The sequence below is a fragment of the Micromonospora sp. NPDC051925 genome (genome assembly GCF_044548625.1).
Lineage (GTDB): Bacteria > Actinomycetota > Actinomycetes > Mycobacteriales > Micromonosporaceae > Micromonospora.
On sequence record NZ_JBIUCH010000017.1, the window covers coordinates 139,068 to 164,961 of the forward strand.

Consider the following 25,894-nt stretch of genomic DNA (forward strand, 5'->3'; position numbering starts at 1 on the left):
TGGTGGACTGTTCCGGCAGCCCGCGTCGGCTGCTTGCCCAGCTTATCGACGTCTGATCATTCTTTCGGCACGAAGGGGTCAAGCTCTGGCTCAGGAGCATTCGGACGGCGGCTACGCAGAGACTTGCGGAGGATGTGTACCCTGCCCGTCGTGAAGTGGGACGCGTTCGGACAGATTCTGGTGGCCGTGCTCACCGTAGGTGCTGCCTACCTACAGATCCAACGGCAACGTACAACGCCGCGCCAGAGCGTCATGCACGACTTGGACATACTCGACCGCCTACCTAAAGAAAGCAAGGCTCGCGGGCAACTCGCTGAGTACATTGATCGAGCGATTTTAAAGTCAATCGAGCACGAGACAGAGTTGCGTCGCGATCCAAGTGGTCTCGTTATCGCAGCAATCATTTTGGTTGGCAGTGTCGCCGCTTTCTATTACGGATGGTCGGCCAGCCTTATGGTGAAGATCCTGTTGTGGACCTTCGCCGCGTTCCTGCTAGCTCTTGGTGGAGCTGGGTTGGCGCAGACTCTGCCGAAGCGCAAGAGAGATGCGAAGGGTAACCAAGTGAAGGATGAAGTGGTGGCTAATCCATAGAAGCAGCAACTGTAACTGACAGTTCAGTGTTACACGGAAGCTAAAACAACCCCGGCGGGGGCAGGGTGACCAACTGAGTGACGACCGGTGTGCACATCCCGGAACAACCGTGGACGCTAGCGGATCCTCATTGCAGCTCAGTGGCGAGATCGAAGCTGGTCTAGCCGGCCCGGAAGTTCCCTCACACCGAAAAGGTCGGGCGGGCCTGTCGTAGTCGACGTCAGTGTGCCCAGTCACTCGAAGGAAATAGCCAGGATCTACGTCAGACCCTAGCCACGCCAGGCATCTTAGGCCCAATGGCTGAAGGCAGCTCCGGCAACTCCGGCAAGCCCTCCGACGAAGAAGCTGACAGCGGCGGCAACGATGCGCATGGCCGGGGAACGTCGCCGGTCTGGGTCATAGAACCTTACTAGCACATCTCGAATGGGGCTCACTAATTGCACCGTGGGCAACGCTATCTTGATTTCATGGCCTGAGAAGACGGCGAATTGTCGGGTTGTGGCGCCCTTATCGTCGGCAAGAAGAACTCGAATGGAGATCGAGGACCCAGCGGGAAACAAGGACGGGGCTATCGTGATTACGCCGCCGTTGTTGTCGTGGCTCAACTCGATTGAGGGTCGCGGTGCATTGCTGTTCGCGAAATCGACATTTAGGAGATCTAAGATTCGCCCTTCGATTTTGACTTCCAAGGGGCGGCCCTCTTCGAAGTCCGACGAGACAAAGTCCTTGCGGCAGTCGTTCTTGAGTTCAACTTCCGCTGTGAGCGCGCCTCGAAGGCGTTCGTCGTTGTAAATGACGCCAAGTCCCACCTGTCGCAGCCTGTCGTCTGTGATGGGAATAATCTTGGACTGCCAGCGCAAAACGCGCTTTGGTCGAGCAGCTCGGTAGGTCACCAACGCCGTGACCACGATGGCGACCAGAGCGATGACGCCCATGGCTACTGCGACCCAAAAGCCGCCGACCTCAGTCCACTTTGGTGCGTCCGCGACATCCGAGCCGGCGGCGCGCGGAAGGGTCAGAAGGAGGTTGGTCACGGCGGATCATCCTACTGGGCCGGGTAGTTGCAGGTGTCCCTCGCGACGGCAGCAGACGAGGGCGGGGCGCACTGGGCAGCCCCCTGGTGGCGTTAGACGAGACTCAACTTCGATCGGTGCTGCGCCCCACCCGGCGACCCAGCGAGAGCGCAGCACACGCCCTGCGCTCCCTGGCGGGGACGGACAAACCTTTCAGAGCTTGCACGCGAGGCGTCAAGCGAGGCAGCAGGAAGGCAGCGCGAGCCTCGACGCGGGCCGGTGCCGGACGCGAAGCGATGCCGGCTGGCACCTGCTCGTTGACGAGGAAAGCCACCGACCGGCAGCATCCGACAGGTTGAGTCCGCATCCCCCCAGCGGGGGTCAGGCTGGCTTGCGTGCAGCTCTCTCCACTTCTTGCAGCACCAGTCCGAGAGTTTGTGAGCGGCGGTCTACTGGCAGTGTTGCCCATGCTCGTCGGGCATACGCCAGTCCCCCGGATCGGTCCCCGGACTTGGCCATCATGAGGGCTCGGTGCAGCTCGATGTGGGTGGCGAACCGGGTCAGCGCTGGCGGCCGGAGCCGGTCGGCATCGGTCTGGGCCTGCTCACCAGGGCCGACCATGCCAAGTCGGGCGTAAAGCATCGACCGGAAGGTCGCCATGCGCCATGCGGGTACGGCGGCATCGGAGATCTCCCCGTCTGGAGAGGCAGTCTGGTCGAAGATACGTCGTGCGTCCTCGTCGGCCGTGATGGCTCCGCCGATGTCGCCTCGTCCGGCGGCGACGTGTGCGCGGGCCATCAGCGCCTGGAGACGTCCGAGCGACGGACGGTCAGAGAGGGCGATGGCTTCGTCGGCGTACCGCTTGGCGACGGGTAGGGCCGCGCCTTCGTAGGCCAGGGCGATGGCGGCCCTGCCACGTACCCAGACCCGGACAGCGAGGTCGCCGGAGCGGTCGGCGGCGATCCGGGCGGTGTCGTACCAGCCGATCGCCTCAGTCGGGTCCTTGGTGGTCTTGCCGTAGGTGGTGAGTGCGCGGGCGGCGGTCGCCCACATCGTCGGGGAGTCGAGTTGCTGTTGCAGGACGACGAGGTCACTGGCAAGCCTGCTCTGAAGGCTGTCCGCGCCGATCTCCATGTAGTCGCGGCCGTACTGCTCGACCCGGTCGCGCCAGCGGTCTTCGCTGTCCCGTCGGCCGGCGAGGGCTGCGGTGAAGCCGGATCGGATCAGCTCGTTGGCGGCGATCGGGCCGATGGTGGCGGCTTGGAGAAGGTGCCTGCGTCTCACGTCCGGGTCTCCCAACGCTCGCGCGTAGGCGAGCACGATGTCCGGCGTCGCGGTCCGACGTCCCGACTCGACGTTGCTCAGGTGCGAAGCCGAGTAGCTGGTGCGGGCCGCGATGGAGGCCAGCGTCACGCCTGCCTCAGTACGAGCCTGCCTCAGTTGTGCGCCGAGGTCATCCATCGGAGCCCCCGTGAAAGGTCCTGAAAGCATCGAGCCACTTCCGAGCGTAGTCGTGGGATCACAAGAGTAGATACCAGACGTGGTCAGCGCGGCCGGTGCGACGACCGGGCTTGGTCGCGTCGCTAGCCGGGCGCGGCGGCGTCGGTCCTCTCAAGAGCAGTGTCGCCGCGCCCCCTCTAACGGTGGAGGCGAGAATGAGCGGCGACGTTCCGGACAAGTCCAGGGGCGAGCAGATCCAGCAGGCGGAGCGGGAAGCGGCACGACAGCGGATCCTCGCGCAGGCCGAGGCGGACCGGATACCGGCCGAGGAGACGGATCGGGCAGTGCCGGATCGACGGTGGCGTCGTGGACAGCGTTGACCTGTTGCCGGTCGGTCGTCGGGTGGCGTACTGGCGGGGACGGCGGAAGCTCTCCCAGCAGGTATTGGCCGATCGGCTGGGTAAGTCGAAGAGTTGGGTGGACAAGGTCGAGCGGGGTGTCCGGTCGCTGGACAAGGTGTCGACGCTCCAGGACATCGCCGCCGTCCTGCGGATCGAGCCGGCGGTGTTGCTCGGCCGGCACGCCGAGCCAAACGGGGTGACCGAGCGTGCCGAGGGTGTGGAACGGATCCGCGCAGCCCTGACCACGTACGAGATCGCCTTGGCGCGCCCCAACGCCCGCCGACCTGTACTGACAGCCGAGAGGCTGGCCCGGGAGACCGCGCACGTGTGGACGACCTTCCAGCACGCCCGCTACCCGCAGGTGGGTGATCTGGTGCCGGAGCTGGTGGCCGACGCGCAGCGCACCCACGCCCACGATCCCCGGGCGGGGCGGGTGCCGCTGGTGGAGGCGTACCGGGTGACGGCGTCACTGCTGGTGAAGCTCGGTGCCTTCGATGTGGCGTGGCTGGCGGTCGACCGGGCGATGACCGCCGCTACCGGCAACCGGGTGTTGGTGGCGGCCACTGCGGTGCAGCTCGGTCAGGTGTTGCGCGGCTCGGGACGGGCGTGGGTGGCGAAGTCGGTGATGCTGACCGCCGCGTACCGGATCGCCCCACCCGTGATCGAGTACGGCCCTCCTGCCGAGCTGTCTCTGTGCGGGACCCTGCTGGTGCAGGCCGCCCTTGCCGCCGCCTATGCCGGGGACGACCGCGCCGCTGTCGAGCTGGTTGACGAGGCTGCGGAGATGGCAGCGCAGGTAGGAGACGGTCACGACCATCACCGGACCGGGTTCGGGACGACGGCGGTGGAGCTGGCTCGGATCACCGTGGCGGTGGAGTTGGGCGACGCGGAGGCGGCCGTGGCCTGGCACGAGAAGGTGACCATGCGGGATGGCTGGCGGTGGCTGCCCGCCGAGCACCGTGCCGCGTACCTGATCGACGTTGCCCGCGCCTACTTCCAGGCCGACGACCCCGTCAAGGCCGGCCGGGTCCTGATAGAGGCCAACCGGACCGCACCAGCCGAGATCCACCATCGACCAGCCGGCCGGGACATCCTCGCCCAGGTCGCCCGCGACCCCGACGCCCCGGCAACGATCCTCCAACTCGCCGACACGCTCGGAATGGGTTGAACGGTGACCGGTCCTCACCTGTCCCTGGCACAGATCCGCAACCGGCTGATCCTCACCGCCCGCACCGTCCTCCGCGATCACCAGTCCGGCCCCGACGGCCGCTGTCCGATCTGCCGGACCGCAGGCTGCTCGGTGGCGACCGCCGCCCGCAACGTCCTGCGCTCGGCCGGAGAAGTACAGCTGTGGAGTACAGCAACCGACCCGACCACACCCGACCCGACGACCCCCAGCAGGCCGGATGACCTCGGATGACACCCGATCCGACCGGCGTGCCGCCAGTTCGGGACGAAGAGGTCGTCGGTGCGAATCCGGCCACCCCGACAGAGGTCAGGGGCCACTCTCCATCGCGGAGAGTGGCCCCTGGTGCATCAGTAGAGCCGCCGAGCACGGCGGCCGGCCGGGCGCAGGCCGCGTCCCTCAGGCCGGGTCGCGCTGCCCTTCCGCACCGAACTCGTGCCCGCCGGACAGGGTGAACCGGTAGTGGGGTTCAGCTCCGGCCTGTTCAGGATGGATTCAGCTTGATGGCGAAACCGTTGAAGATTGACCACACATCGACCCAGCCCAGCCCGGTGGTGCATCCGGACGCGCCGCATCCGTAGCCGACGCTGACGATGCCGTTGAGTTGCCGGGAGTTCGTATCGTTGATGTAGATGACCGGACCACCGCTGTCGCCGCCGCGACCGACGACGCCGCCGGAGTTGGGAACGCCGTAACTTCCCCAGACGGTGGTGCCGTTGACGGTCCAGCTGGCATTGCCCGCGTACACCGTCCTGATGTTGCAGACGACCTTCGAGTTGTACCCGAGCTGGCAGGTGAAGTCGCCGACCGCGACGTTGCGTACGCCGTTGAGGTAGCGGCTGTAGCCAGCCGAGTCGAGGCCGTCCCACGTGTAGCGGTTAGTCGGTGCCTCGATGAACACCGAGTCGAGGTCGGGTCGCTTGTACTTGACCTGACCGATGTAGTTGCCGCCAGCCGCCCAGACGTTGTCGCCGACGTTGTAGCAGTGACCGGCCGTGACCAGCCACTGGCGGCCGTCCCACGTGCTGACCGCGGGGATGCCGCTGGTGCAGTAGGACAGGCTCCCTGAGGCCGGCCCGAGCGCGGCTCCCGCGTAGAACGGGGTGGTGTCGTTCCAACGGGTCAGGGGCTTCGACGGCGGAGCCTGCCTGACGCGGATCTCGGTGGCGTCGGCGGCACGCCGCTGCGCGACCGCTGGCGAGGCGAGGTAGGCGTGCGCAGCCTCGGCATTGTCCACGCCGAGCTCGATGACACCGCCGTCGACCGAACTGCCCGCCAGGCCCACCTTGAAGGGCAGGTCCGCGCGGTCGGTGATGGCGGAGATCTCCTTTTTGAGCTGTTGCCGGGACTTCTTGCCCTGCACCACGTTGATCAGGCGGGTGTTCACCTTGGGGTTGACCCTGCGTACGGCAGCCAGGAAGGCCCGGCCCTGTCGTACGTCGGTCAGATAGACGTTGACCGACCGATAGTCGGAAGCCATTTCGACCTGCGTATAGATGTCCGCCCGGATGCCTTGCCCCACCTGAGCTGCGGCATCCGCCGCCAGCCTCAGAGGTTCGAGTACCTTGGCCTGCCGTTCTGGCGTCATGGCCGCCACCGCCTCGACGGTGAGCGGTCCCGATGACTCCGCCTTCGCGGGGACGGCCATGAACGGCAGTACGACACATACCCCTACCAGGGCAAGGGCTCTTCGGAGCGTATTCTTCATCTGCACCCTCTCGAATGTGGTGGACGCCTTCTCCATCGAGAGCATCAGCCATTAATAGGCGATCAGCAATTGATCTGCTTGTCGAATCATGGACTGACCGCTGCGGCCAGGACCACGGCGCGAGCGGCTGTCGCCGCCATGGCCCGACGGTCGGGAAGGTTGGGGCTGGCGCGGTCCGAGGACGACATTCTCCAGTTCCTGGACGGGCGTTACAGAATGACCTCGGCCGTCGACATGATTCGCCACGTTTCTGCCCATCCGACCTGACCGCCCTCGGAGGCCGCTCATGTCCACTCTCGACCCGGTCGTGCTCGCGCTGCCGTTCCGGGGCACCTGGCTGGTCCAGAACAGTCCCGCCCGTCGGGTGCCGAGCCACGGCACCGACCTCTTCGCCACCACGTACGCGATGGATTTCGTGGCGGTGCAGGGGCGACGCACCGCGACCGTCCGGGACTGGCGAACGCTGCTCGCCACCGAGCCGCCGGAGCGGTTCCTCGCCTTCGGTCGGCCGGTTCTCGCCCCCGCCGCCGGCCGGGTGGTGGCGGTGCACGACGGCGAGGTGGACCACGAGGCCCGCCGGTCACAGTTCGCGCTGCTGTCCTACGCCCTGACCCAGGCGGCCCGGGTCCGCCGGGGCGCGGGCGCCATCGCCGGCAACCACGTGATCGTCGAACTGGAGGGTCGCCGTGGGTACGTCGTCCTCGCCCACCTGCGCGCCGGGTCGATCCGGGTGGACGAGGGCGACCCGGTCACCGTCGGCCAGGAGTTGGGCGACTGCGGCAACTCGGGTAACTCCACCCAGCCGCACCTGCACCTCCAGGTGATGGATGCCGCCGACCCGTACACCGCACACGGCCTACCGATGTCCTTCCGGCACTACCAGGTGTGGCGGCGGCCCGGCGGCCCGCCGGTGAAGGTCGAGCAGGGCGTCCCCGGCGAGGCGGAGGTGATCGGCCCGCAGTGACATCCGTCGCCCGTGTCGGTACGGCGCGGCGGCCCGGTGTTCCTGGCAAGGTGTACGGCATGCCCGCGCTGCTCCGCCCCCGGATGTCCGACTGGACGGTCGTGGTGCCCGTCCTCGCGGTGGTGCTGCTGCTCGTCACCTGGGGGCGCGACCTGCCGGGGTTCGCGGTGGCGGTGGTCGCCGCCTTCCTGGCCGGCGCGGTGCTGGCGGCCGTGCACCACGCCGAGGTGGTCGCGCACAAGGTCGGTGAGCCGTACGGCTCGCTGGTGCTCGCGGTGGCGGTCACCGTCATCGAGGTCGCCCTGATCGTCACCCTGATGATCAGTGGTGGGGACAAGACCCAGGCGCTGGCCCGGGACACCGTCTTCGCCGCCGTGATGATCACCTGTAACGGCATCCTCGGGCTCTCCCTGCTGCTCGGCGCGCTCCGGCGGCGGGTGGCGGTGTTCAACCCGGAGGGCACCGGCGGGGCGCTGGCCACCGTGGCCACCCTCGCCACCCTGAGCCTGGTGGTGCCGACCTTCACCACCAGCAAGACCGGCCCGGAGTTCTCCCCCGCCCAGCTCGCCTTCGCCGCCGTGGCGTCGCTCGCGCTGTACGGGCTGTTCGTGATGGTGCAGACCGGCCGGCACCGGGACTACTTCCTCTCGGTCAACAGCGACGGCAGCGTGGCCGACGCCGACGGCGACGGGCACGCCGACCCACCGTCCACCCGTACCGCCGTGACCAGTCTGGTGCTGCTCGTCGTCGCCCTGGTGGCCGTGGTCGGCGACGCGAAGACCGTCTCACCCGCCATCGAGGCCGGGGTCGCGGCGGCGAACCTGCCGCAGTCCTTCGTCGGGGTGATCATCGCGCTGCTCGTGCTCCTGCCGGAGACCCTCGCCGCCGCTCGCGCGGCCCGCCGGGACCGGGTGCAGATCAGTCTCAACCTCGCGCTCGGCTCCGCCATGGCGAGCATCGGGTTGACCATCCCGGCGATCGCGCTCGCCTCGATCTGGCTGGACGGCCCGCTGCTGCTCGGCCTCGGCGGCACCCAGCTGACCCTGCTGGCGTTGACCGCCGTCACCGGAGTGCTGACGGTGGTACCGGGCCGGGCCACCGTCCTGCAGGGCGGGGTGCACCTGGTGCTGCTCGCGGCCTTCGTCTTCCTCGCCGCCAGCCCCTGATCCGATGTCGACCGCCGCACAGCGGTCGACGACGCCGGCCAGGGCCGGGGACGTCGGTCGCGCCGGGGCGGGGCGGTCGGGCCGGCCGGGGTCGGCCGCGACGGTCAGTCGTCGTGGCGTTCGGTGCGGGCGACCTCGGTGAAGGCCGCCTCCAGGCAGCCGGCGAACGGAACCCCGGTCACCGCGAGCAGGTCGGCCACCAGCAGCGGGGCGTGTCGGGCGACGGCGGTCGGGTCGGGCGGGGCGTCGTCCTCACCCGGGTCGTAGACCCCGAGCGCACCGGCCAGCAGCACCAGCACGACGTGCGGGTCGGTGTCGGGTCGCCAGGTCGCGGCGGCCCGGACGCAGTGCTCCAACACCTGCCGGACGTCGTCGCCGTCCAGCCCGTCGGGGTGGGACTGTTCCATCAGGAGCCGGACCACCCCGCCGAGGACCAGCCCGGCGCGGTCGGCGGCGGCGAGCCGGAGCACCGCGCGGTCGTATGCCGCGCTGTCGCGGGCCTGTGCGGCCTCCACCGCCTCGGTGGCGGCCACCGCGATCTCGCGGGCCGGGGCGGGCAGGTGTCGCCAGGTCACCGTCACCGGGCCAGCATGGCAGAACCGACCGACACGATGCCCGCCCGCATCACCCGCCGGCCGTTCGGGCCAGGACAGCGCAGGCCGAGGGCGGATACGGGTCGACCGTCCCGGGGTGGGGCGGCGACTCCCGGTGCGAGGAGTCGCCGGCCACCTTCCCCGGGACGGTCGGACGATGTCCGGCGGACGCCCCTCTGCGCGCCGGTCACCGCGGATGCCCCCGTTGCGAGCCGTACCCGGCCCCGGCGGTCAGCAGTACGTGTAGCTGCCCTTGCTCCCCCACTTGCAGGAGTCGATCCCGGTGCCGGCGGAGTTGCGCAGGTAGGCGGTGTCACCGGTGTTGTTCCAGATGTAGTTTCCGGAGCCCCAGTACCGGTGGGTGGAGGTGTTGGTGCCCTTCCCGGTGTGGACGTAAACGCTGGCCCCCTTGGCGAGCCGGAAGTCGCCGGAGAACTTGTACACGTGGTTGGACTTGTCGCGCAGCGTCCAGGACTTCAGGTTGAGCGTCGAGCTGCGCCGGTTGGTCAGCTTGACGTACTCGGCGTTCAGGCTGGTGTTGGAGCGGTTGTCGGTGCCCGGGGAGTTGTAGTAGACCTTCGTGATCTCCACGGCCGCCGCGGCGGCCTGGGCCGGCGCGGCAACGGTGAGCGAGCCGCCGATGGCGACGGCGAGCGTCGCTGCGAATCCGATGAGTCTGTTGTTCTTCACACGTACCCCCACAGGTTCACGGGCCGGCGTCCGATGGACACCTGCCGCGGAAAGTGGGCCGAGGCTATCCATGTCGAGCGCCGTCGGTGGACCGGAAAAGCGCCGCGTCGACAAACACGTCCGCCAGTCCCGGCAACGGGACACCAATGGCGATCATGGACGACGCGATCGGTCCGCCGACGGCGTCCCTTTCACCGACCCGCACTCCCCCACCGGGTGGATCAGGGCGGCCAATCGGGGGCGGGGCCAGTGCCCGGCCACCCCGGGTCGGCCGGCCAGGTAGTCGACCGTCCGGGCCGCCGACCAGCCGTGTGCCTCCCGCAACCCGTCGGCGATCATCCGCAGGTAGACCGGGGCCGGCGGGGTCCACTCCACGTCGGAGGCCCGCCCCGGCGCGGTGAAGGTGAGCATCGGCAGCCCGTCCCGGACGCCGACCCGCAGGAGGGTCTCGTAGCGCCCCGGGCCGATGGTGGCCCGGCCGTCGGTCACCGCCACGTCGAGCGCTGGCAGGTCGTCGCCGGGCGGCCGGTACATCTCCTGCGCGGCGAGGTCGGCGAACTGTGCCCGGGTGAGCAGGTAGCCCCGGGCCGCCGCGACGCCGGGCAGCTCCGGGTCGTAGAAGGCCATCCCACCGGTCCAGGCCCGGGACTCCCCGGCGAAGTAGACGCCGCCGGGGATCAGCACCGGCAGCGTCCGGCGCGGGGGCCGGCAGTCCCGGCAGCCGGGGTACGACCGCAGCCCGCCGGGCGGCCGGCCCCCGGAGAGGTACCAGCCGAGCCGGTCGGCGTGCAGATTCGACCCGTACGCGACGTACCAGAGCAGCTCCACCTCGACTCCTCCGCTGCGCCCGGGGCCTTCACGCTATCGCCCGCCGGCCGTCCCCACAGGCCCCGTCCACACCCTGTGGATGAAACATGTGTACGAAGGAAGTGATCTTGAAGTGGGTGGCCCCTTCCCTGCTGAGTACGCTTGATCGCAGCCCCCCGGCACCCGCCGGACCCTTCTCACCTGGAAGAACGTGGATCACGAGCGAGTTGTCCGGGACGTCACGGTCCGCCTGTCGATGGCGTCGACCGCCGCCGAGGCGTGCCGTTGGACGGTGACCGCCCTCGCCCGCCACGCCCCCGCCACGATCTCCGTCCTGCTCCAGGTCCACGACCGGCTCCGCTGTGTCGCCGCGACCGGGGCCTGGCAGGTCTTCTCCGCCGTCCCGCCGAAGTCGGGCATCGTCGGCCGGGTCTACGCCTCCGGCACGGGCGCCACCGTCGGTGACGTCACCGCCGACCCCGACTACCTGCCGCTGCGCCCAGACGTCACCGCCCAGGTCTGCGTACCGGTGCCGGACCCGGCGGGCCGGCCGATCGGCGTGCTCGACCTCCAGTGGAGCGGGCCGGTGGACCTCACGCCGTGGCGGGAGACCGCCGAGCGGCTCGCCGAGCGGCTCGGTGCCCGGATCACGGCGCTGGGTGGGCCGCCCGCCGAGAGCCGCAGCGAGAAGCTGCTCCGACACGCCACCGCGATGACCTCCGCCCCCACCGACTGGGACCTGATGACCGCCGCGCTCACCGCGGCCCGGGAGGTCTCCACCCTCTCCGCCGCCGTGCTGGTGCTCGCCGGTCGACGCGGCCCCCGGCTCGGCGCGCCCACCGGCGTCCCGGGCGCGTTGGAGTCCCGGATCCGCGCCGCGCTGGCCGGGACCCCGGCCGACCAGCTCGGTCGGCTCGTCGTCCGGGCCCACCGGTACGGTGCCGCGTACACGCTGGGTGAGGTGGGGCATCCGCCCACCGAGGAACATCTCGCCCTGGCCCAGGCCGGGGTACGCACGCTGGTGTCGGTGCCGGTCGGCCCACCGGACGGCGGCGGGGTGCTGCTGGTCGCCGACGACCGGCTGCTGCGGCCCGACCCGACCACGGTCAACCTGATGGAGCTGCTCGCCGGGCAGGCGTGGGGGGCGTCGGAGCGGCTGCGCACCCTGGCCCAGCTCCGGGAACAGGCCACCCTCGATCCGCTCACCGGGCTGCGGCACACCGGCACGTTCGGGCGGCGGATCGCGGCGGCCACCCCCGGGCGTACCGCGCTGCTCGCCATCGACGTGGACGGCTTCAAGACCGTCAACGACACCTACGGCCACCAGGCCGGGGATCGGCTGCTGGTGGGGCTGGCCCGCGCCCTGGAGGCGGCGCTGCGGCACGGTGACGAGCTGTACCGCACCGGTGGCGACGAGTTCGTCGCGGTGATCGAGGTGGCCCACCCCGACGAGGCGGTCCGGATCGCCGAGCGCCTCACCGAGGCCGCCCGCCGCACCGGCCGTACGATCAGCGTCGGCGTCGCCCTTCCCCACCCCGGCGAGCCGGCCGACCGTACCCTGCACCGCGCCGACCAGGCCCTCTATGCCGCCAAGAACCAGGGTCGGGACAGGGTCCAGCTCTCCACCCCCTGAGCGGGGCGCGGGACTCAGCAGCGCTTCGTGCCTGCGCGCTGCGCGGGAGCGACCTGGAGGGGCGGCCGGGGTCAGGACCGGGAGCGGGTCTTGACGACGAGTTCGGCGATCTGGGCGGTGTTGAGGGCGGCGCCCTTGCGGAGGTTGTCGCCGGTGACGAAGAGGTCGAGGGCGCGCGGGTCGTCGACGGCGCGACGGATGCGACCGACCCAGGAGGGGTCGGTGCCGACGGCGTCGATGGGCATCGGGAACTCGCCGGCGGCCGGGTCGTCGACCAGGATCACGCCGGGGGCGTTGCGCAGCGCCTCCCGGGCACCCTCGGCGTCCACCTCGGTGGCGAAGACCGCGTGCACCGCGACCGAGTGGCCGGTGACCACCGGCACCCGTACGCAGGTGGCCGAGACCTTCAGGTCGGGCAGGCCGAGGATCTTGCGGGACTCGTTGCGGACCTTCATCTCCTCGGAGGACCACCCCTGGTCGACGAGCGACCCCGCCCACGGCACCACGTTCAACGCCAGCGGCGCCGGGAAGGGGCCGAGTTCGTCGCCGACCGCCTGCCGGACGTCGCCGGTGCGGGAGCCGAGCAGCCGGTCCCCGGCGATCTTGCCAAGTTGCAGGTGCAGCGCGTCCACCCCGGCCTGACCCGCCCCCGACACCGCCTGGTACGACGCCAGCACCAGCTCCCGCAGGCCGTACTCGCGGTGCAGCGGGGCGATCGCGACGATCATGGTCAGGGTGGTGCAGTTGGCGTTGGCGATGATCCCCTTCGGGCGGTGGTGCACCTGGTCCGGGTTGATCTCGGGCACCACCAGCGGGACGTCCTGGTCCATCCGGAACGCGCCGGAGTTGTCGACGACCACCGCGCCCCGGTCGACCGCGATCGGCGCCCAGTGCGCCGACACCTCGTCGGGCACGTCGAAGACCGCCACGTCGACACCGTCGAACGCCTCCGGAGTGAGCACACCGACGGTCAGCTCCTCGCCCCGGCAGCGCACCTGCCGCCCGACCGAGCGTGCCGAGGCGAGCAGCCGGATCTCGCCCCAGACGTTGCGCCGGGAGGAGAGCAGGTCACACAGCACGGTGCCGACGGCACCGGTCGCCCCGACCACGGCCAGGGTGGGCAGCGGTGCCACCGGGGCTACCGCCCTGTTCCCGCGTACACCACGGCTTCGGAGTCGCCGCCCAACTCGAACTGGTCGTGAATGGCCCGGACCGCCCGGTCGAGGTCGGTGTCCCGGCAGACCACGGAGACCCGGATCTCCGACGTGGAGATCATCTCGATGTTGACGCCGGCCGCACCGAGGGCCGCGAAGAAGCCGGCCGCGACGCCCGGGTGCGAGCGCATGCCCGCGCCGATCAGCGACACCTTGCCGACGTGGTCGTCGTAGAGCAGGCCCTTGAACTTGACCGGCTCCTGGATCTTGCTGAGCGCGGCCATCGCGGTCGGGCCGTCGGCCTTGGGCAGGGTGAACGAGATGTCCGTACGGCCGGTCCCCTCGGTGGAGACGTTCTGCACGATCATGTCGATGTTGATCTCCGCACCGGCAACGGTGTCGAAGATGCTGGCGGCGGCGCCCGGCTCGTCGGGCACCCCCACGATCGTGATCTTCGCTTCGCTGCGGTCGTGGGCGACCCCGGTGATCAGCGCCTGTTCCACGGGAAGGTCCTCCATCGATCCGGTGACCATGGTGCCGGTGTTGGTCGAGTATGACGAACGGACGTGGATCGGCAACCCCGCGCGTCGGGCGTACTCGACGCTGCGCAGGTGCAGCACCTTGGCGCCGCAGGCGGCCAGCTCCAGCATCTCCTCGTACGTGATGTGCTTGATGTGCCGGGCGTTGGGCACGATCCGCGGGTCGGCGGTGAAGATGCCGTCCACGTCGGTGTAGATCTCGCAGACGTCGGCGTGCAGCGCGGCGGCGAGCGCCACGGCGGTGGTGTCCGAGCCGCCCCGGCCCAGGGTGGTGACGTCCTTGGTGTCCTGCGAGACGCCCTGGAAACCGGCCACGATCACCACCGCGCCCTCGTCGAGCGCGCCCTTGAGCCGCCCCGGGGTGACGTCGATGATCCGCGCCCGGCCGTGTGCCGAGGTGGTGATCACGCCGGCCTGCGAGCCGGTGAACGAGCGGGCCTCGTACCCCAGGTTGTGGATGGCCATCGCCAGCAGCGCCATCGAGATCCGCTCGCCGGCGGTGAGGAGCATGTCCAGCTCACGGCCCGGCGGCAGAGGGCTGACCTGGTTGGCCAGGTCGAGCAGCTCGTCGGTGGTGTCGCCCATCGCGGAGACCACCACCACGACGTCGTCGCCGGCCTTGCGGGCCGCGACGATCCGCTCGGCCACCCGCTTGATCCGCTCGGCGTTGGCGACGGAGGACCCGCCGTACTTCTGCACCACGAGTGCCACGACGGCGCACTCCCTCCCAGCGATGACCCTGAGCGTGCCGACGCCGCCGGCTGAAGTCCGGCGGCGCGTGTCAGACCACCCCAGGGTATCGGGCGGTACGCGAGATCGGGTCAGGTGATCCCACCATCCGGCCGAAGTCGCTGGTCAGCACGGCGTCGCCGGTGAACCCGGTCGACCTCTCACGACCTGCCGGGAGGACGCGGCGGACACCGGGGACGTAACGGCAGGTCCGGGAAGGGCAGCGGACACCGGGGACATACGGCAGGTCGGCAGGGGCGACATGGCGGGCACCGGGGGACGAGGCCGGATCCGGGGAGCACGACGGACGGGAGAGACACGACACGCCGGTCCGACGCCGGTTCCGGCGGGCCGGTCACGGGCGTCCCGCTGGCGCAGAATGACCCGGTGCATGCCCACCCCCGCGTGGCCCGTCGGCCGATCGGCGCCCTGCCCCCGTTCCTGCCGGTGCTGCCGGCCCCGTCGGTGCTGCTGGCGCTGCCGGTGCTGATGCTGCTGGTGGCCGGCTGCGCCACTGACGGCCCGACCGCGTCTCCGGCCGGAACGATCTCCGATCCCGCGCCCGCACCGGCGGACACCGCCCGGGACGAGCTGGCCGCGCTGGCAGCCGCCGCGCGGGACCGGCACCTGACCGCCCGGTACACCCTGTCCGGCACCGACGGCCCGACCCGCGACATCACGGTGACCAGCGCGAACGACGGCAGTTGGCGGGTCGACGTACCGGGGGGCGCACTCGGCGGGACGGCCGACATCGCGCTCGTCGCCACCCCGGACGGGCTCTTCCAGTGCGGCCTGCCGTCGGCGGGACGCCCCGAACCGGCGAGCTGCGTACGACTGGGCGACCGGGACGACGCGGTGCCGCACCAGCTGGACCCGCGGGTGCAGCACCCGTTCACCGACTGGCTGGAGGTGCTCACCGACCGGCGTACCGCGCTCTCGGTCTCCACCGCGACCGCGCCGCCCGGGGTGCCCGGGAGCTGTTACGTGGTGGAGTCCACCGCCGCCTCGCTGAACCCGCCGTTGGACGTGGGGATCTACTGCTTCCAGCCGGACGGCACGCCCACCTTCGTCAAGGCGGCGCTGGGCACGTTGACCCTGGCCGGCACGCCCGGCCCGGCACCGGACACGGTGGCGCTGGCCGGTCCGGTGGTGACCGGCGAGCCCCTGGGGTCGCAGAGTCCGCAATCCTCGGACCAGCCGAGCCCGGAAACGTCCTGACCCCTCGGGCGTTACGGGTGCTCTTGACCACATTTACCCGGGGTGGGTAAATTGCCTAAATCCCCCATAAGGGATTCTCTTCGTATGGCTGACCTCACCCCGTTGCTCGCCTTCCGCTGGAGCCCCCGGGCGTTCCACCCGACCGACGAGCTGACCGGCGACGAGGCCGCGTCCCTGCTGGAGGCGGCCCGGTGGGCCCCGTCGGCCGGCAACGTCCAGCCGTGGCGGTTCGCCCTCGGCCGCCGCGACGACGAGACGTGGAAGCGGATCCTGGTCAGCCTCCCCGAGGCCGACCAGCGCTGGGCCCGACACGCCGCCGCGCTGGTGGTGGGCGCACACACCGGCGGTGACCCGGAACGGTCCGCGTACGACCTGGGCCAGGCGGTCGCCCACCTGACCGTCCAGGCCACCGCGCTCGGCCTGCACGTGCACCAGATACGCGGCTTCGACCGGGCCTCGCTCACCGCCGATCTCGACCTGCCGTCGGGAATCCGGCCACTGGTGGTGACCGCCGTGGGCCGGCTCGGCGACCCGTTCGCCCTGCCTGAGGAGCTGCTCCGCCGGGAGACCGCCCTGCGCCACCGGCACCCGGTCCACGCCCTGCTGCTGCGCTGACGGTGCGGGGGACGCCGGCCCGCCGGGCGGCACCGGGTGGGTGCGATTCCCATCTCAGAGTCCGGACCCGCCTTCACACCCCCCGTCTCATCACGTAGGGTCACTCTGTCATGTGGCAGGCGCACCTTCTCCTTGGTCGCCGCGACGGGGCCTGACCGGCCGGCTCCCCGTCGCGGAGTCGAACCGCGCCGTCCAGCAGATCTGAACTTCTTCTCGGCAACCGTCCGGGCATCGTCGCCCGACCCCGCCGACACCTTTCGATTGCTGACGCCACCTGACCCACGGGAGCACTCCGTCATGGCTCAACCTGTCACCACCGACGCCGAGACCGGCCAGATCACCCGGCAGCGTCCCAGCCGGATGCCGTACCAGCGCTACCAGCCGTACCACCAGCAGTTCCGGATCGACCTGCCGGACCGCACCTGGCCGACCCGGCACGTCGAGGTCGCGCCCCGCTGGTGCGCGGTCGACCTGCGCGACGGCAACCAGGCGCTGATCGACCCGATGTCACCGGAGCGCAAGCGCCGGATGTTCCAACTGCTGGTGCAGATGGGCTACAAGGAGATCGAGGTCGGCTTCCCCTCGGCCAGCCAGACCGACTTCGACTTCGTCCGGCAGCTCATCGAGCAGGACCTGATCCCGGACGACGTCACCATCCAGGTGCTCACCCAATGCCGGGAGCACCTGATCGACCGGACCTTCGAGTCGCTGCGCGGCGCGCGCCGGGCCATCGTGCACTTCTACAACTCCACCTCCACGCTCCAGCGTCGGGTGGTCTTCGGGCTGGACCGCGACGGCATCACCGACATCGCCACCCAGGGCGCCCGGCTGTGCCGCAAGTACGCCGAGATCCACACCCCGGACACCGACATCTACTACGAGTACTCGCCCGAGTCGTACACCGGCACCGAGCTGGAGTACGCGGTGGAGGTGTGCGGCAAGGTCATCGAGGTGATCGACCCGACCCCGGACCGGAAGCTGATCATCAACCTGCCGGCCACCGTCGAGATGGCCACCCCCAACGTGTACGCCGACTCGATCGAGTGGATGCACCGGCACCTGCCCCGCCGGGACAGCCTGGTGCTGAGCCTGCACCCGCACAACGACCGGGGCACCGGGGTGGCCGCCGCCGAGCTGGGCCTGCTGGCCGGCGCGGACCGGATCGAGGGCTGCCTGTTCGGCAACGGCGAGCGCACCGGCAACGTCGACCTGGTCACCCTGGGCCTGAACCTCTTCTCCCAGGGCATCGACCCGATGATCGACTTCTCCAACATCGACGAGGTCAAGCGGGCCGTCGAGTACTGCAACCAGCTGCCCGTGCACGAGCGCCACCCGTACGCCGGGGACCTGGTCTACACCGCCTTCTCCGGCTCCCACCAGGACGCCATCAAGAAGGGCTTCGACGCCCTGGCCCGGGACGCCGAGGCGGCCGGGGTGCCGATCGACGAGTTCACCTGGGGGGTGCCGTACCTGCCGGTCGACCCGAAGGACCTGGGCCGCACCTACGAGGCGGTCATCCGGGTCAACTCGCAGTCCGGCAAGGGCGGCGTCGCGTACATCATGAAGTCCGAGCACCAACTGGACCTGCCGCGCCGGCTCCAGATCGAGTTCTCCGGCGTCGTCCAGCAGGTCACCGACCACGACGGCGGCGAGGTCGAGCCGGGCACCATGTGGCAGATCTTCGCCCGCAACTACCTGCTCGACCACCAGGTCGACCCGACCCTCACGCTGGCCGGCTACACGATCTCCACCGTCGACGGCAAGGTCGAGATCGAGGCCCAGGTGGTCGTCGGCGGCGCGGCGCGCACGCTCACCGCCGTCGGCAACGGCCCCATCGACGCGTACGTCAACGCGCTGCAGTCGGTGGGCGTGGCGGTACGCGTGCTCGACTACCACGAGCACGCCCTCTCCTCCGGCGGCGACGCCCAGGCCGCCGCCTACGTGGAGTGCGACATCAACGGCCACACGGTCTGGGGCGTCGGCACCGATCCCAACATCGTCACCGCCTCCATCAAGGCCGTCACCAGCGCCACCAACCGCACCCCGCGCTGACGCCGTCCCGCTCCGTCCTCCCTCCGCGCCCCGTCTGCCCGCCGGCCTAGGTCGACGATTGGTGGGGCGGGGAGGGAGCGGCGGGTGCGGGCCGGTGGATCAGGAACAGGGCGAGGGCGGCACCGGTGACCAACAGGCCGGCACACCAGAGCATCGCGCCCCGGAACGCCTCGGTGAGGGCGGCGGCCTGCTCGTAGCCGGTGCCGGAGAGGCCGACCAGCAGCGGCAGCGCGGCCACCGCGAGCAGGCCGCCGGTGCGGGACGCGGCGTTGTTGAAGCCGCTGGCCACCCCGGCGAACCGGTCCGCCACGGCGGCCAGCACCGACGCGGTCAACGGCGCCACCACCAGGGTCAGACCGATCCCGAAGAGCAGCACCCCGGGCAGCACGTCCCACCAGTACGACGCACCCGGGCCGACCCGGCGCAGCAGCAACAGGCCGACGGCGGCGGCGAGCGGGCCGACGGTCAACAGCAGGCGGGGGCCGATCCGCGCCGACAACGCCCCGGCCCGCGCCGAGCCGAGGAGCAGCAGCACGGTCATCGGCACGGTGGCCAACCCGGTACGCAGCGCCGACCACCCGACGACGTTCTGCAGGTAGACGGAAAGGAAGAAGGTGAACCCGCCCAGCGCGGCGTAGACCAGCACGGTGAAGACGTTCAGCACCGAGAAGAGCCGGCTGCCGAACAACCCGGTGGGCAGCATCGCCCCCTCGCCCCGACGCCGTTCCAGGAGCACGAAGGAGACCGCGGCGAGGACGCCCACTCCGACGGCGACCAGCACCGGCCAGGAGCCGATGCCACGTACCGGGGCGTCGATCAGGGCGTAGGTGATCCCGCCCAGGGCCAGCGCGCCGAGCAGCGCACCGGCGATGTCGAAGCGCCGGCCCGCGCTGCGGGAGATGCTCTCGTCCCGGCTCTCCGGCACCCAGCGCATCGCCGCCAGCAGCACACCGACCGCGAGCGGCAGGTTGATGAAGAAGATCCACCGCCAGGAGAGGGCATCGATCAGCCAACCGCCGACGAACGGCCCGAGCGCGGTGGACACGCCGGACAGTCCGGACCAGGTGCCGATCGCCCGGCCCCGGTCGTCCGGGTGGAAGCTCGCCTGGAGCACCGACAGCGAACCCGGGGTGAGCAACGCCCCGCCCGCGCCCTGGAGGAACCGGGCGGCGATCAGCTGGTTGGTGTCCTGGGCGAGCCCGCACAGGACGGAGGCGACCGCGAACCAGACCACCCCGATCAGGAAGATCCGCCGCCGGCCGAACCGGTCCCCCAGCGACCCACCGAGCAGGACGAAGGCCGCCAGCATCAGGGCGTACCCGTTGACAGTCCACTGGAGACCGGCCACGGTGGCGTCGAGGTCGGCGCCCAGCCGGGGCAGTGCCACGTTGACCACGGTGCTGTCCAGGAACACCATGCCCGAGGCGAGGATCGCCGCGAGCAGCGTCCCCCGCCCGGCCGTGGTCCGGATGCGGAGCGCGTGAGCCGGTGCCGTCATGGGTACCAATCTGCACGCCTTCAACCGGAGACGCCACGAAACGCGGAAACCGTGCTTGGGTACTGTGCGGGATCGCCGGAAGCCCGCAAGCTGGAGAGGTGTCGTCTGTGCGTACCAGATCAGGAGCCCGCGCGGCGGTGGCGGCGGCCCTCGCCGCGCTGCTCGCCCTCGGCGCGGGGGGTTGTGACGTCTCGGTGGACGAGCCGGAGGCGCCACCCGGCAGCTCCGGCAACGTCGGTGAGCAGCTCTCGGAGCTGACCGTCGCCGAGGCCGGTTCGATGAAGGGCTACAGCCGGAACCGCTTCCCGCACTGGCGGGACACCGGCAAGAACTGCGACGTCCGGGACAGCGTGCTCCAGCGGGACGGGAAGGACATCCGTCTCTCCGGCTGCAACGTGGTCGGCGGGCGGTGGGAGAGCGTCTACGACGGGCGGACCTTCACCGACCCCTCCGACGTGGACATCGACCACATGGTGCCGCTGGCCAACGCCTGGCGCTCCGGCGCCGACGAGTGGGACGACGCCAAGCGTGGCGACTTCGCCAACGACCTGACCCGGCCGCAGCTCTTCGCGGTCTCCGCCAGCTCCAACCGGTCGAAGGGTGACCAGGACCCGTCGCAGTGGAAACCGCCGAACCGCGCCTACTGGTGCACCTACGCGGAACACTGGGTAGCGGTCAAGCACCACTGGCGGCTGACGGTGACCAGCGCCGAGAAGACCGCCATCAGCGACATGTTGGGGGGCTGCACATGGGCGGGCAAGCCGTGACCGGGGCCGACCCGGGCGGGGCGGGAGTGGACGGAGCCCGATCGGCATCCGACCGGGCCGGCACGAACGGGGCGCAGGCCGACCGGGCCGCGCCGGCGGCCGGGGCGGCCACCGCCGGGATGACCGCCGACGGCCGGCCCGCCGCCTCGGCCGAGGTGCCCGGCGCGGGGATGACCGCCGACGCGGGCGGCACCGGTACGCCCCGGGAGCTGACCGCCGACCTGGTCGCCGGCCCCGGCGGGGTGATGACCGACGAGGTGGGCGTGGTGACCGGCGAGCTGACCCTGAAGACCCGGTACGCCGACGGCCAGGTCACCCTCTGCGTCCAGTACAAGGACGCCGACGAGTGGTACGCGGTGACCGGCGGGACCGCCAGGCTGGCCGACCCGGCCGGGCTGGACGCGGTGCACACCGTCGCGGTCGCCCTGCTGCACCGCCCCGAGGGCTGACCCGACCCGACCACGGCCGGTCCAGCCGGTGCCACCCGGGCCCGATGGCGCGATGGTCACCGCGCCGCCACCGCTCTCCGAACCCCGTGGCGCGATGGTCACCGCACCGCCACCGCCACCGCTACCCGGGCCCGGTGGCGCAGTGGCCACCGTTTCCGTCACAGGTCCCTACCGCTCGCCCGCCCGGACTCGGGGCACGGATGCCGGCTGCGATCCGGGGCGGCCTTCGACGAAGGCCCCCTTCCCGAGCGCGGGAAGGGGGCCTTCGTCACGCGCTCACGGGGTGGGGATCAGCTCGCCGGTGTCGCCCGGCGCCCCGCCGTCGTCCGGCCGGACCAGCTCCGGCTCCACTTCGTGCGGGCGGAGCCGTCCGGCGGCGATGTCCTCGGCGAAGTGACAGGCCACCCGGTGCCCGCCGACGACCTCGCGCAGCGCCGGCCGCTCGTCGGCGCAGCGGGTCGGCTGCGCCCACGGGCACCGGGTGTGGAACCGGCAACCGGGCGGCGGGTTGGTGGGTGAGGGCAGGTCACCGGCGAGCAGGATGCGCTCCCGCCGGTCCTCCACCAGCGGGTCCGGCACCGGCACCGCCGACATCAGCGCCCTGGTGTACGGGTGCATCGGCTCCCGGTAGAGGTCGTCGCTGGACGCCTCCTCCACCAGCCCACCCAGGTACATCACCCCGACGGTGTCGGCGATGTGCCGTACCACCGCCAGGTCGTGCGCGATGATCAGGTAGGTCAGCCCGCGTTCGTTCTGGAGGTCCTCGAGCAGGTTGAGCACTTGGGCCTGGATCGACACGTCCAGGGCGGAGACCGGCTCGTCGGCGACGATCAGATCCGGGTCGAGCACCAGCGCGCGGGCGATGCCGATCCGCTGCCGCTGCCCGCCGGAGAACTCGTGCGGGTACTTGCTCAGCGCCGAGGCGGGCAGGCCGACCGCCTCCAGGGTGTCCCGGAGCCGCCGGTTCGTCGCCTCCCGGTCGTCGGCCAACCCGTGCGCCTTGAGCCCCTCCACCAGCAGCGATTCCACCGACTGCCGGGGGTCCAGGCTGGACAACGGGTCCTGGAAGATCATCTGCATCCGGCGGCGGGCCCGGCGCATCGTCTCGCCCTTGAGCGAGCGGACGTCGGTGCCGTCGAAGACGATCTCCCCGGCGGTCGGCTCGACCAGGCGCAGCAGGCCCCGGCCGAGCGTCGACTTGCCGCAACCCGACTCGCCGACCAGCCCGTACGTCTCACCCGCGTTGATCGACAGCGAGACGCCGTCGACCGCGTAGACGTAGCCGACGGTACGGTCGAAGAGCAGACCGCTCTTGATCGGGAAGTGCACCTTGACGTCACGCAACTCGATCAGCGGCCGTTCCCGCCCGGTCGCCACCCCGTCCCCCGCTCCGGTCCCCCCGGTCACGGCGTCCTCCGTCCCCGTCCGCTCGGTCACGGCGTCGGCTCTCCCCGTCCGCTCGGTCACGGCGTCGTCCTCCGGTCCGGTCCGCTCGGTCACGGCACCGTCACCTCCTCCGAAACGGGGTTGTTGCATCGCAGGTCGCCGCCGGAGGCGGTGGGCTCCAACGGGGGCGGGCCGTCCAGGCAGGCGTCCACCACGTTGTCGCAGCGGGGCGCGAAGGCGCATCCCTCGACCCACGGGATGTTGTCGGCCACCGAGCCGCGGATCGCGTGCAGCCGCTCGCCCCGCACCGAGTCGAGCCGCGGCACCGAGCTGAGCAGCCCGTGCGTGTACGGGTGCCGGGGTCGGGCGAACAGCTCATGCCGGGCGGCCCGCTCCACCACCCTGCCGCCGTAGAGCACGTTGACCGTGTCGCAGAGGCCCGCCACCACGCCGAGATCGTGAGTGATCATGATGAGCGCGGTGCCGGTCTCGTCGACCAACTGCTTGAGCAGGGTCAGGATCTGCGCCTGGATGGTCACGTCCAGCGCGGTGGTCGGCTCGTCCGCGATCAGCAGCCGTGGCTTGCAGGCCAGCGCGATGGCGATCAGGGCGCGCTGCCGCATGCCGCCGGAGATCTGGTGCGGGAACTCCGTCAACCGACGGGCCGGGTCCGGGATGCCGACCGCGTCGAGCAGCTCCCGGGCCTCCCGCAACGCCGCGCGCCGATCCATCCCCCGGTGCCGCTCCAACACCTCGGCGACCTGCACCCCGATCGGGATGACCGGGTTCAGCGAGGAGAGCGGGTCCTGGAAGATCATGCCGATGTCCCGGCCCCGCCGGTCCCGCAGGTCGTCCGGGCGGAGCTTGAGCAGGTCGGTGCCCTCGAAGAGCACCTCGCCGGTGACCCGGTTGCCCCGCTTCGGGAGCAGACCCATGATCGCCAGGCTGGTCACGCTCTTGCCGCAGCCGGACTCGCCCACCAGGCCGACGGTCTGCCCCGGCTCCACCGTGAAGCTGACCTGGTCGACCGCCGTGAACGGCCGTTCGCCCCGCCGCTGGAACACCACGCTCAGGTCGCGTACGTCGAGCAGGCTCATCGGGTCACTTCCTCACTGTGCTGGTCGTTCGCTCCCGAGGGCGGGGCCGGGCGCGCTCGCCCCCGGCGGGCGGCCGTCGTGCTGGTCGCTGGCACCGCCGTCACCGCCGGTTCTTCGGGTCGATCGCCTCGCGCATCGCCTCACCGAGCAGGGTGAAGCCGAGCGCGACCACGATGATCGCGAGCGCCGGGTAGTAGGCCAGCTCGGGGCGGACCTCGAAGTAGCGCTGGCCGTCCACACCGAGCATCAGCCCCCACTCGGCCCGGTTGATGTCCGGGTCGCCGAGGCCGAGGAAGGACAACGCCGCCGCGTCCAGGATCGCCACCGCGAAGGTCAACGTGGCCTGCACGATCACCGCGGTCAGCGAGTTGGGCAGCATGTGCCGCAACACGATGTTGCGCTCCTTGACGCCCAACGCCCGAGCGGCGAGGACGTGGTCGCTCTCCCGCTGGGCCAGCATCGAGCCGCGCAGCAGCCGGGCGAAGATCGGCACGCTGACGATCGCCACCGCAAAGATGACCGTCCACTGGCTCGACCGGCTGGCCATCGCGACCAGGGTGATCGCCAGCAGCAGGCTGGGCAGCGCCAGCATCACGTCGGTGAGCCGCATCAGCACCACGTCGACCCAGCCGCCGAAAGCCCCGGCGACCGCGCCGAGCAGCACGCCCAGGGTGAGACCGATCAGGGTGGCGAGCACGCCAACGAAGAGGGTCTGCCGGCTGCCGTGGATCATGCGGGAGAGGAAGTCGCGGCCCAGCGGGTCCGAGCCGAACGGGTGTCCCGCGCTGGCCCCGGGAATGCTGTCCACGGTCAGGTCCCTGGTCAGCTCGTCGAAGCGCTGCACCGGGTCGTGCGGGGCGATCAGCGGGGCGAAGAGCGCCACCAGGACGAACAGCCCGACGATGACGGCGCCGATGATCGCCACCGGGTTACGGCGCAGCCGGCGCAGCGCGTCCCGGTAGAGGCTGACCCCACCCTGGTCCGCGGTGGCCCGCGCCAGTTCGTCCAGTCGGGCCTTCTTCCGGTCGCCCAGCCGGCCGATGCTGCGCTCGCTCATGCCCTCGGGCCGGTCGTCGCCGCTGCGGGGGCCGGCCACGGCGGGCCGGGTGGTCGGGTCGCTCATCGCACACGCACCCTCGGGTCGATGAAGGCGTAGGAGAGGTCGACCAGCAGGTTGACCACCACGAAGACCAGCGCGGCGAGCAGGATGATCGCCTGGAGCACCGGATAGTCCCGGCCGCCGCTGATCGAGTCGGTGATCAGGGTGCCGAGGCCGCCCCAGTTGTAGACCTTCTCGGTGAGCACCGCGCCGGAGAGCAGCGCGCCGGTCTGCAGACCGATGGTGGTGACCACCGGCAGCAGGGCGTTGCGCAGGATGTGCCGGCCCCGGATGGTGCGGTGCCGCAGGCCCTTCGCCTCGGCGGTCCGCACGTAGTCCTCGTTGAGCACATCGAGCACGCTGGCCCGGGTGATCCGTACGATCACCGCCAGCGGGATGGTGGCCAGCGTGATCGCCGGCAGGATCAGGTGCCAGAGCGCGTCGGCGCTGGCGTCGAGCTCCCGGGTGAGCAGGCCGTCCAGGACGTAGAAGCCGGTCACGGTGGTGTTGTCCATCCCGGTGCTGATCCGCCCGGACGGCGGGAACCAGTGGATGTCCTGGGTGAGTACGTCCTTGAGCAGGTAGCCCAGGAAGAAGATGGGGATCGAGATGCCGAGCAGGGTGCCGGCGATGGTCAGGTTGTCGAGGAGTCGGCCCCGGTAGCGGGCGGCGAGGTAGCCCAGCGGCACACCCAGGCCCACCGCGATGACCATCGCGGCGAGGGCCAGCTCGATGGTGGCCGGGAAGGCGCGGGCGATGACGTCGGTGACCGGGTCACCGGAACGGATCGAGTTGCCCAGGTCCCCGGTGAGGACCCGCTGCATGAACTTGCCGTACTGCACCAGGATCGGCTGGTCGTAGCCGAGGGCCTTGATCAGCAGCGCCCGGCGCTCGGGGGTGGCCCGCTCGCCGAGCAGCGCCTCGACCGGCCCACCGGGCAGGTTCCGCAACCAGATGAAGATCAGCGCGGACAGCGCTATCAGCGTCACCACCAACTGCAACAGGCGGCGGACTATGACTCGCAACATCTCTCACACACCAGATTCTCGATGTTCGCGGCATCGGCCCGGGTCGGCACTTGCTCCCGACCCGGGCCGAT

At 70.7% G+C, this 25,894-nt stretch carries 24 protein-coding genes; 11 read left to right on the top strand and 13 right to left on the bottom strand.

Annotation, left to right across the window (positions count from 1 at the left end; all coding sequences use genetic code 11):
- The first annotated feature begins 150 nt into the window (after positions 1 to 150).
- Positions 151 to 591: a hypothetical protein gene (locus ACIG87_RS23065; RefSeq protein ID WP_396853095.1), complete on the top strand. Its 441-nt coding sequence runs from the start codon at positions 151 to 153 to the stop codon at positions 589 to 591.
- A 287-nt stretch (positions 592 to 878) separates the two neighbouring features.
- On the opposite strand, the gene ACIG87_RS23070 is transcribed toward ACIG87_RS23065, so the two are convergent.
- A complete protein-coding gene (locus ACIG87_RS23070) occupies positions 879 to 1,625 on the bottom strand; it encodes a hypothetical protein (RefSeq protein ID WP_396853097.1) in 747 nt (248 codons plus the stop codon).
- A gap of 360 nt (positions 1,626 to 1,985) precedes the next feature.
- On the bottom strand, positions 1,986 to 3,065 hold the full coding sequence (locus tag ACIG87_RS23075) for a helix-turn-helix domain-containing protein (protein ID WP_396853099.1): 1,080 nt from the start codon (positions 3,063 to 3,065) through the stop codon (positions 1,986 to 1,988).
- A gap of 194 nt (positions 3,066 to 3,259) precedes the next feature.
- On the opposite strand from ACIG87_RS23075, the gene ACIG87_RS23080 reads away from it, so the two are divergent.
- Both ACIG87_RS23080 and ACIG87_RS23085 read left to right on the top strand, forming a co-directional pair.
- Complete coding sequence (locus ACIG87_RS23080; protein ID WP_396853101.1) at positions 3,260 to 3,424, top strand: hypothetical protein; 165 nt, start codon at positions 3,260 to 3,262, stop codon at positions 3,422 to 3,424.
- On the top strand, positions 3,411 to 4,613 hold the full coding sequence (locus ACIG87_RS23085; RefSeq protein WP_396853102.1) for a helix-turn-helix domain-containing protein: 1,203 nt from the start codon (positions 3,411 to 3,413) through the stop codon (positions 4,611 to 4,613). Before ACIG87_RS23080 ends, ACIG87_RS23085 begins: the two co-directional genes overlap by 14 nt.
- 502 nt (positions 4,614 to 5,115) lie before the next feature.
- Here ACIG87_RS23085 and ACIG87_RS23090 read toward each other — a convergent pair.
- Positions 5,116 to 6,384, bottom strand: coding sequence for a hypothetical protein (locus tag ACIG87_RS23090; RefSeq protein WP_396853103.1), 1,269 nt, complete (start codon positions 6,382 to 6,384; stop codon positions 5,116 to 5,118).
- 241 nt (positions 6,385 to 6,625) lie between these two features.
- Between ACIG87_RS23090 and ACIG87_RS23095 the strand changes: the two genes are divergently transcribed.
- Positions 6,626 to 7,303, top strand: coding sequence for a M23 family metallopeptidase (locus ACIG87_RS23095; protein WP_396853104.1), 678 nt, complete (start codon positions 6,626 to 6,628; stop codon positions 7,301 to 7,303).
- A 59-nt stretch (positions 7,304 to 7,362) separates the two neighbouring features.
- Complete coding sequence (locus ACIG87_RS23100) at positions 7,363 to 8,469, top strand: calcium:proton antiporter (protein WP_396853106.1); 1,107 nt, start codon at positions 7,363 to 7,365, stop codon at positions 8,467 to 8,469.
- A 104-nt stretch (positions 8,470 to 8,573) separates the two neighbouring features.
- Here ACIG87_RS23100 and ACIG87_RS23105 read toward each other — a convergent pair whose 3' ends face one another.
- The 3 genes from ACIG87_RS23105 to ACIG87_RS23115 form a co-directional block, all read right to left on the bottom strand.
- Positions 8,574 to 9,050: a hypothetical protein gene (locus tag ACIG87_RS23105; protein WP_396853108.1), complete on the bottom strand. Its 477-nt coding sequence runs from the start codon at positions 9,048 to 9,050 to the stop codon at positions 8,574 to 8,576.
- 243 nt (positions 9,051 to 9,293) lie between these two features.
- Positions 9,294 to 9,752 (bottom strand): lamin tail domain-containing protein, encoded by a 459-nt coding sequence (locus tag ACIG87_RS23110; protein ID WP_396853109.1) that lies wholly within the window; start codon positions 9,750 to 9,752, stop codon positions 9,294 to 9,296.
- A 153-nt stretch (positions 9,753 to 9,905) separates the two neighbouring features.
- Entirely contained in the window at positions 9,906 to 10,580 is a 675-nt protein-coding gene (locus tag ACIG87_RS23115; protein ID WP_396853110.1) for a histone deacetylase, read from the bottom strand.
- Between the two features lie 190 nt (positions 10,581 to 10,770).
- Between ACIG87_RS23115 and ACIG87_RS23120 the strand changes: the two genes are divergently transcribed.
- Complete coding sequence (locus tag ACIG87_RS23120; protein ID WP_396853111.1) at positions 10,771 to 12,192, top strand: diguanylate cyclase; 1,422 nt, start codon at positions 10,771 to 10,773, stop codon at positions 12,190 to 12,192.
- A 71-nt stretch (positions 12,193 to 12,263) separates the two neighbouring features.
- Here ACIG87_RS23120 and ACIG87_RS23125 read toward each other — a convergent pair whose 3' ends face one another.
- Entirely contained in the window at positions 12,264 to 13,325 is a 1,062-nt protein-coding gene (locus ACIG87_RS23125) for an aspartate-semialdehyde dehydrogenase (RefSeq protein WP_396853112.1), read from the bottom strand.
- Between the two features lie 5 nt (positions 13,326 to 13,330).
- A complete protein-coding gene (locus ACIG87_RS23130) occupies positions 13,331 to 14,596 on the bottom strand; it encodes an aspartate kinase (RefSeq protein ID WP_282268977.1) in 1,266 nt (421 codons plus the stop codon).
- A 405-nt stretch (positions 14,597 to 15,001) separates the two neighbouring features.
- Between ACIG87_RS23130 and ACIG87_RS23135 the strand changes: the two genes are divergently transcribed.
- From ACIG87_RS23135 to leuA, 3 genes are all read left to right on the top strand, one after another.
- Positions 15,002 to 15,832, top strand: a complete 831-nt coding sequence (locus ACIG87_RS23135) for a hypothetical protein (RefSeq protein WP_396853113.1) — start codon at positions 15,002 to 15,004, stop codon at positions 15,830 to 15,832.
- Positions 15,833 to 15,916: 84 nt separating this feature from the next.
- A complete protein-coding gene (locus ACIG87_RS23140) occupies positions 15,917 to 16,447 on the top strand; it encodes a nitroreductase family protein (RefSeq protein WP_396853114.1) in 531 nt (176 codons plus the stop codon).
- 297 nt (positions 16,448 to 16,744) lie between these two features.
- Positions 16,745 to 18,499, top strand: a complete 1,755-nt coding sequence (gene leuA / locus ACIG87_RS23145; protein WP_396853116.1) for a 2-isopropylmalate synthase — start codon at positions 16,745 to 16,747, stop codon at positions 18,497 to 18,499.
- Between the two features lie 46 nt (positions 18,500 to 18,545).
- Here leuA and ACIG87_RS23150 read toward each other — a convergent pair whose 3' ends face one another.
- Positions 18,546 to 19,997, bottom strand: coding sequence for an MFS transporter (locus tag ACIG87_RS23150; protein WP_396853117.1), 1,452 nt, complete (start codon positions 19,995 to 19,997; stop codon positions 18,546 to 18,548).
- A 107-nt stretch (positions 19,998 to 20,104) separates the two neighbouring features.
- On the opposite strand from ACIG87_RS23150, the gene ACIG87_RS23155 reads away from it, so the two are divergent.
- Positions 20,105 to 20,764, top strand: a complete 660-nt coding sequence (locus ACIG87_RS23155; protein ID WP_396853119.1) for an HNH endonuclease family protein — start codon at positions 20,105 to 20,107, stop codon at positions 20,762 to 20,764.
- Entirely contained in the window at positions 20,746 to 21,213 is a 468-nt protein-coding gene (locus tag ACIG87_RS23160) for a hypothetical protein (protein WP_396853120.1), read from the top strand. The genes ACIG87_RS23155 and ACIG87_RS23160 overlap by 19 nt, the downstream gene beginning before the upstream one ends.
- 276 nt (positions 21,214 to 21,489) lie before the next feature.
- On the opposite strand, the gene ACIG87_RS23165 is transcribed toward ACIG87_RS23160, so the two are convergent.
- The 4 genes from ACIG87_RS23165 to ACIG87_RS23180 form a co-directional block, all read right to left on the bottom strand.
- Positions 21,490 to 22,566, bottom strand: coding sequence for an ABC transporter ATP-binding protein (locus tag ACIG87_RS23165; protein WP_396853154.1), 1,077 nt, complete (start codon positions 22,564 to 22,566; stop codon positions 21,490 to 21,492).
- 143 nt (positions 22,567 to 22,709) lie between these two features.
- On the bottom strand, positions 22,710 to 23,696 hold the full coding sequence (locus tag ACIG87_RS23170; protein ID WP_396853121.1) for an ABC transporter ATP-binding protein: 987 nt from the start codon (positions 23,694 to 23,696) through the stop codon (positions 22,710 to 22,712).
- 100 nt (positions 23,697 to 23,796) lie between these two features.
- On the bottom strand, positions 23,797 to 24,753 hold the full coding sequence (locus ACIG87_RS23175) for an ABC transporter permease (RefSeq protein ID WP_396853156.1): 957 nt from the start codon (positions 24,751 to 24,753) through the stop codon (positions 23,797 to 23,799).
- Between the two features lie 62 nt (positions 24,754 to 24,815).
- Positions 24,816 to 25,823 (bottom strand): ABC transporter permease, encoded by a 1,008-nt coding sequence (locus tag ACIG87_RS23180; protein WP_396853123.1) that lies wholly within the window; start codon positions 25,821 to 25,823, stop codon positions 24,816 to 24,818.
- Positions 25,824 to 25,894 lie beyond the last annotated feature (71 nt).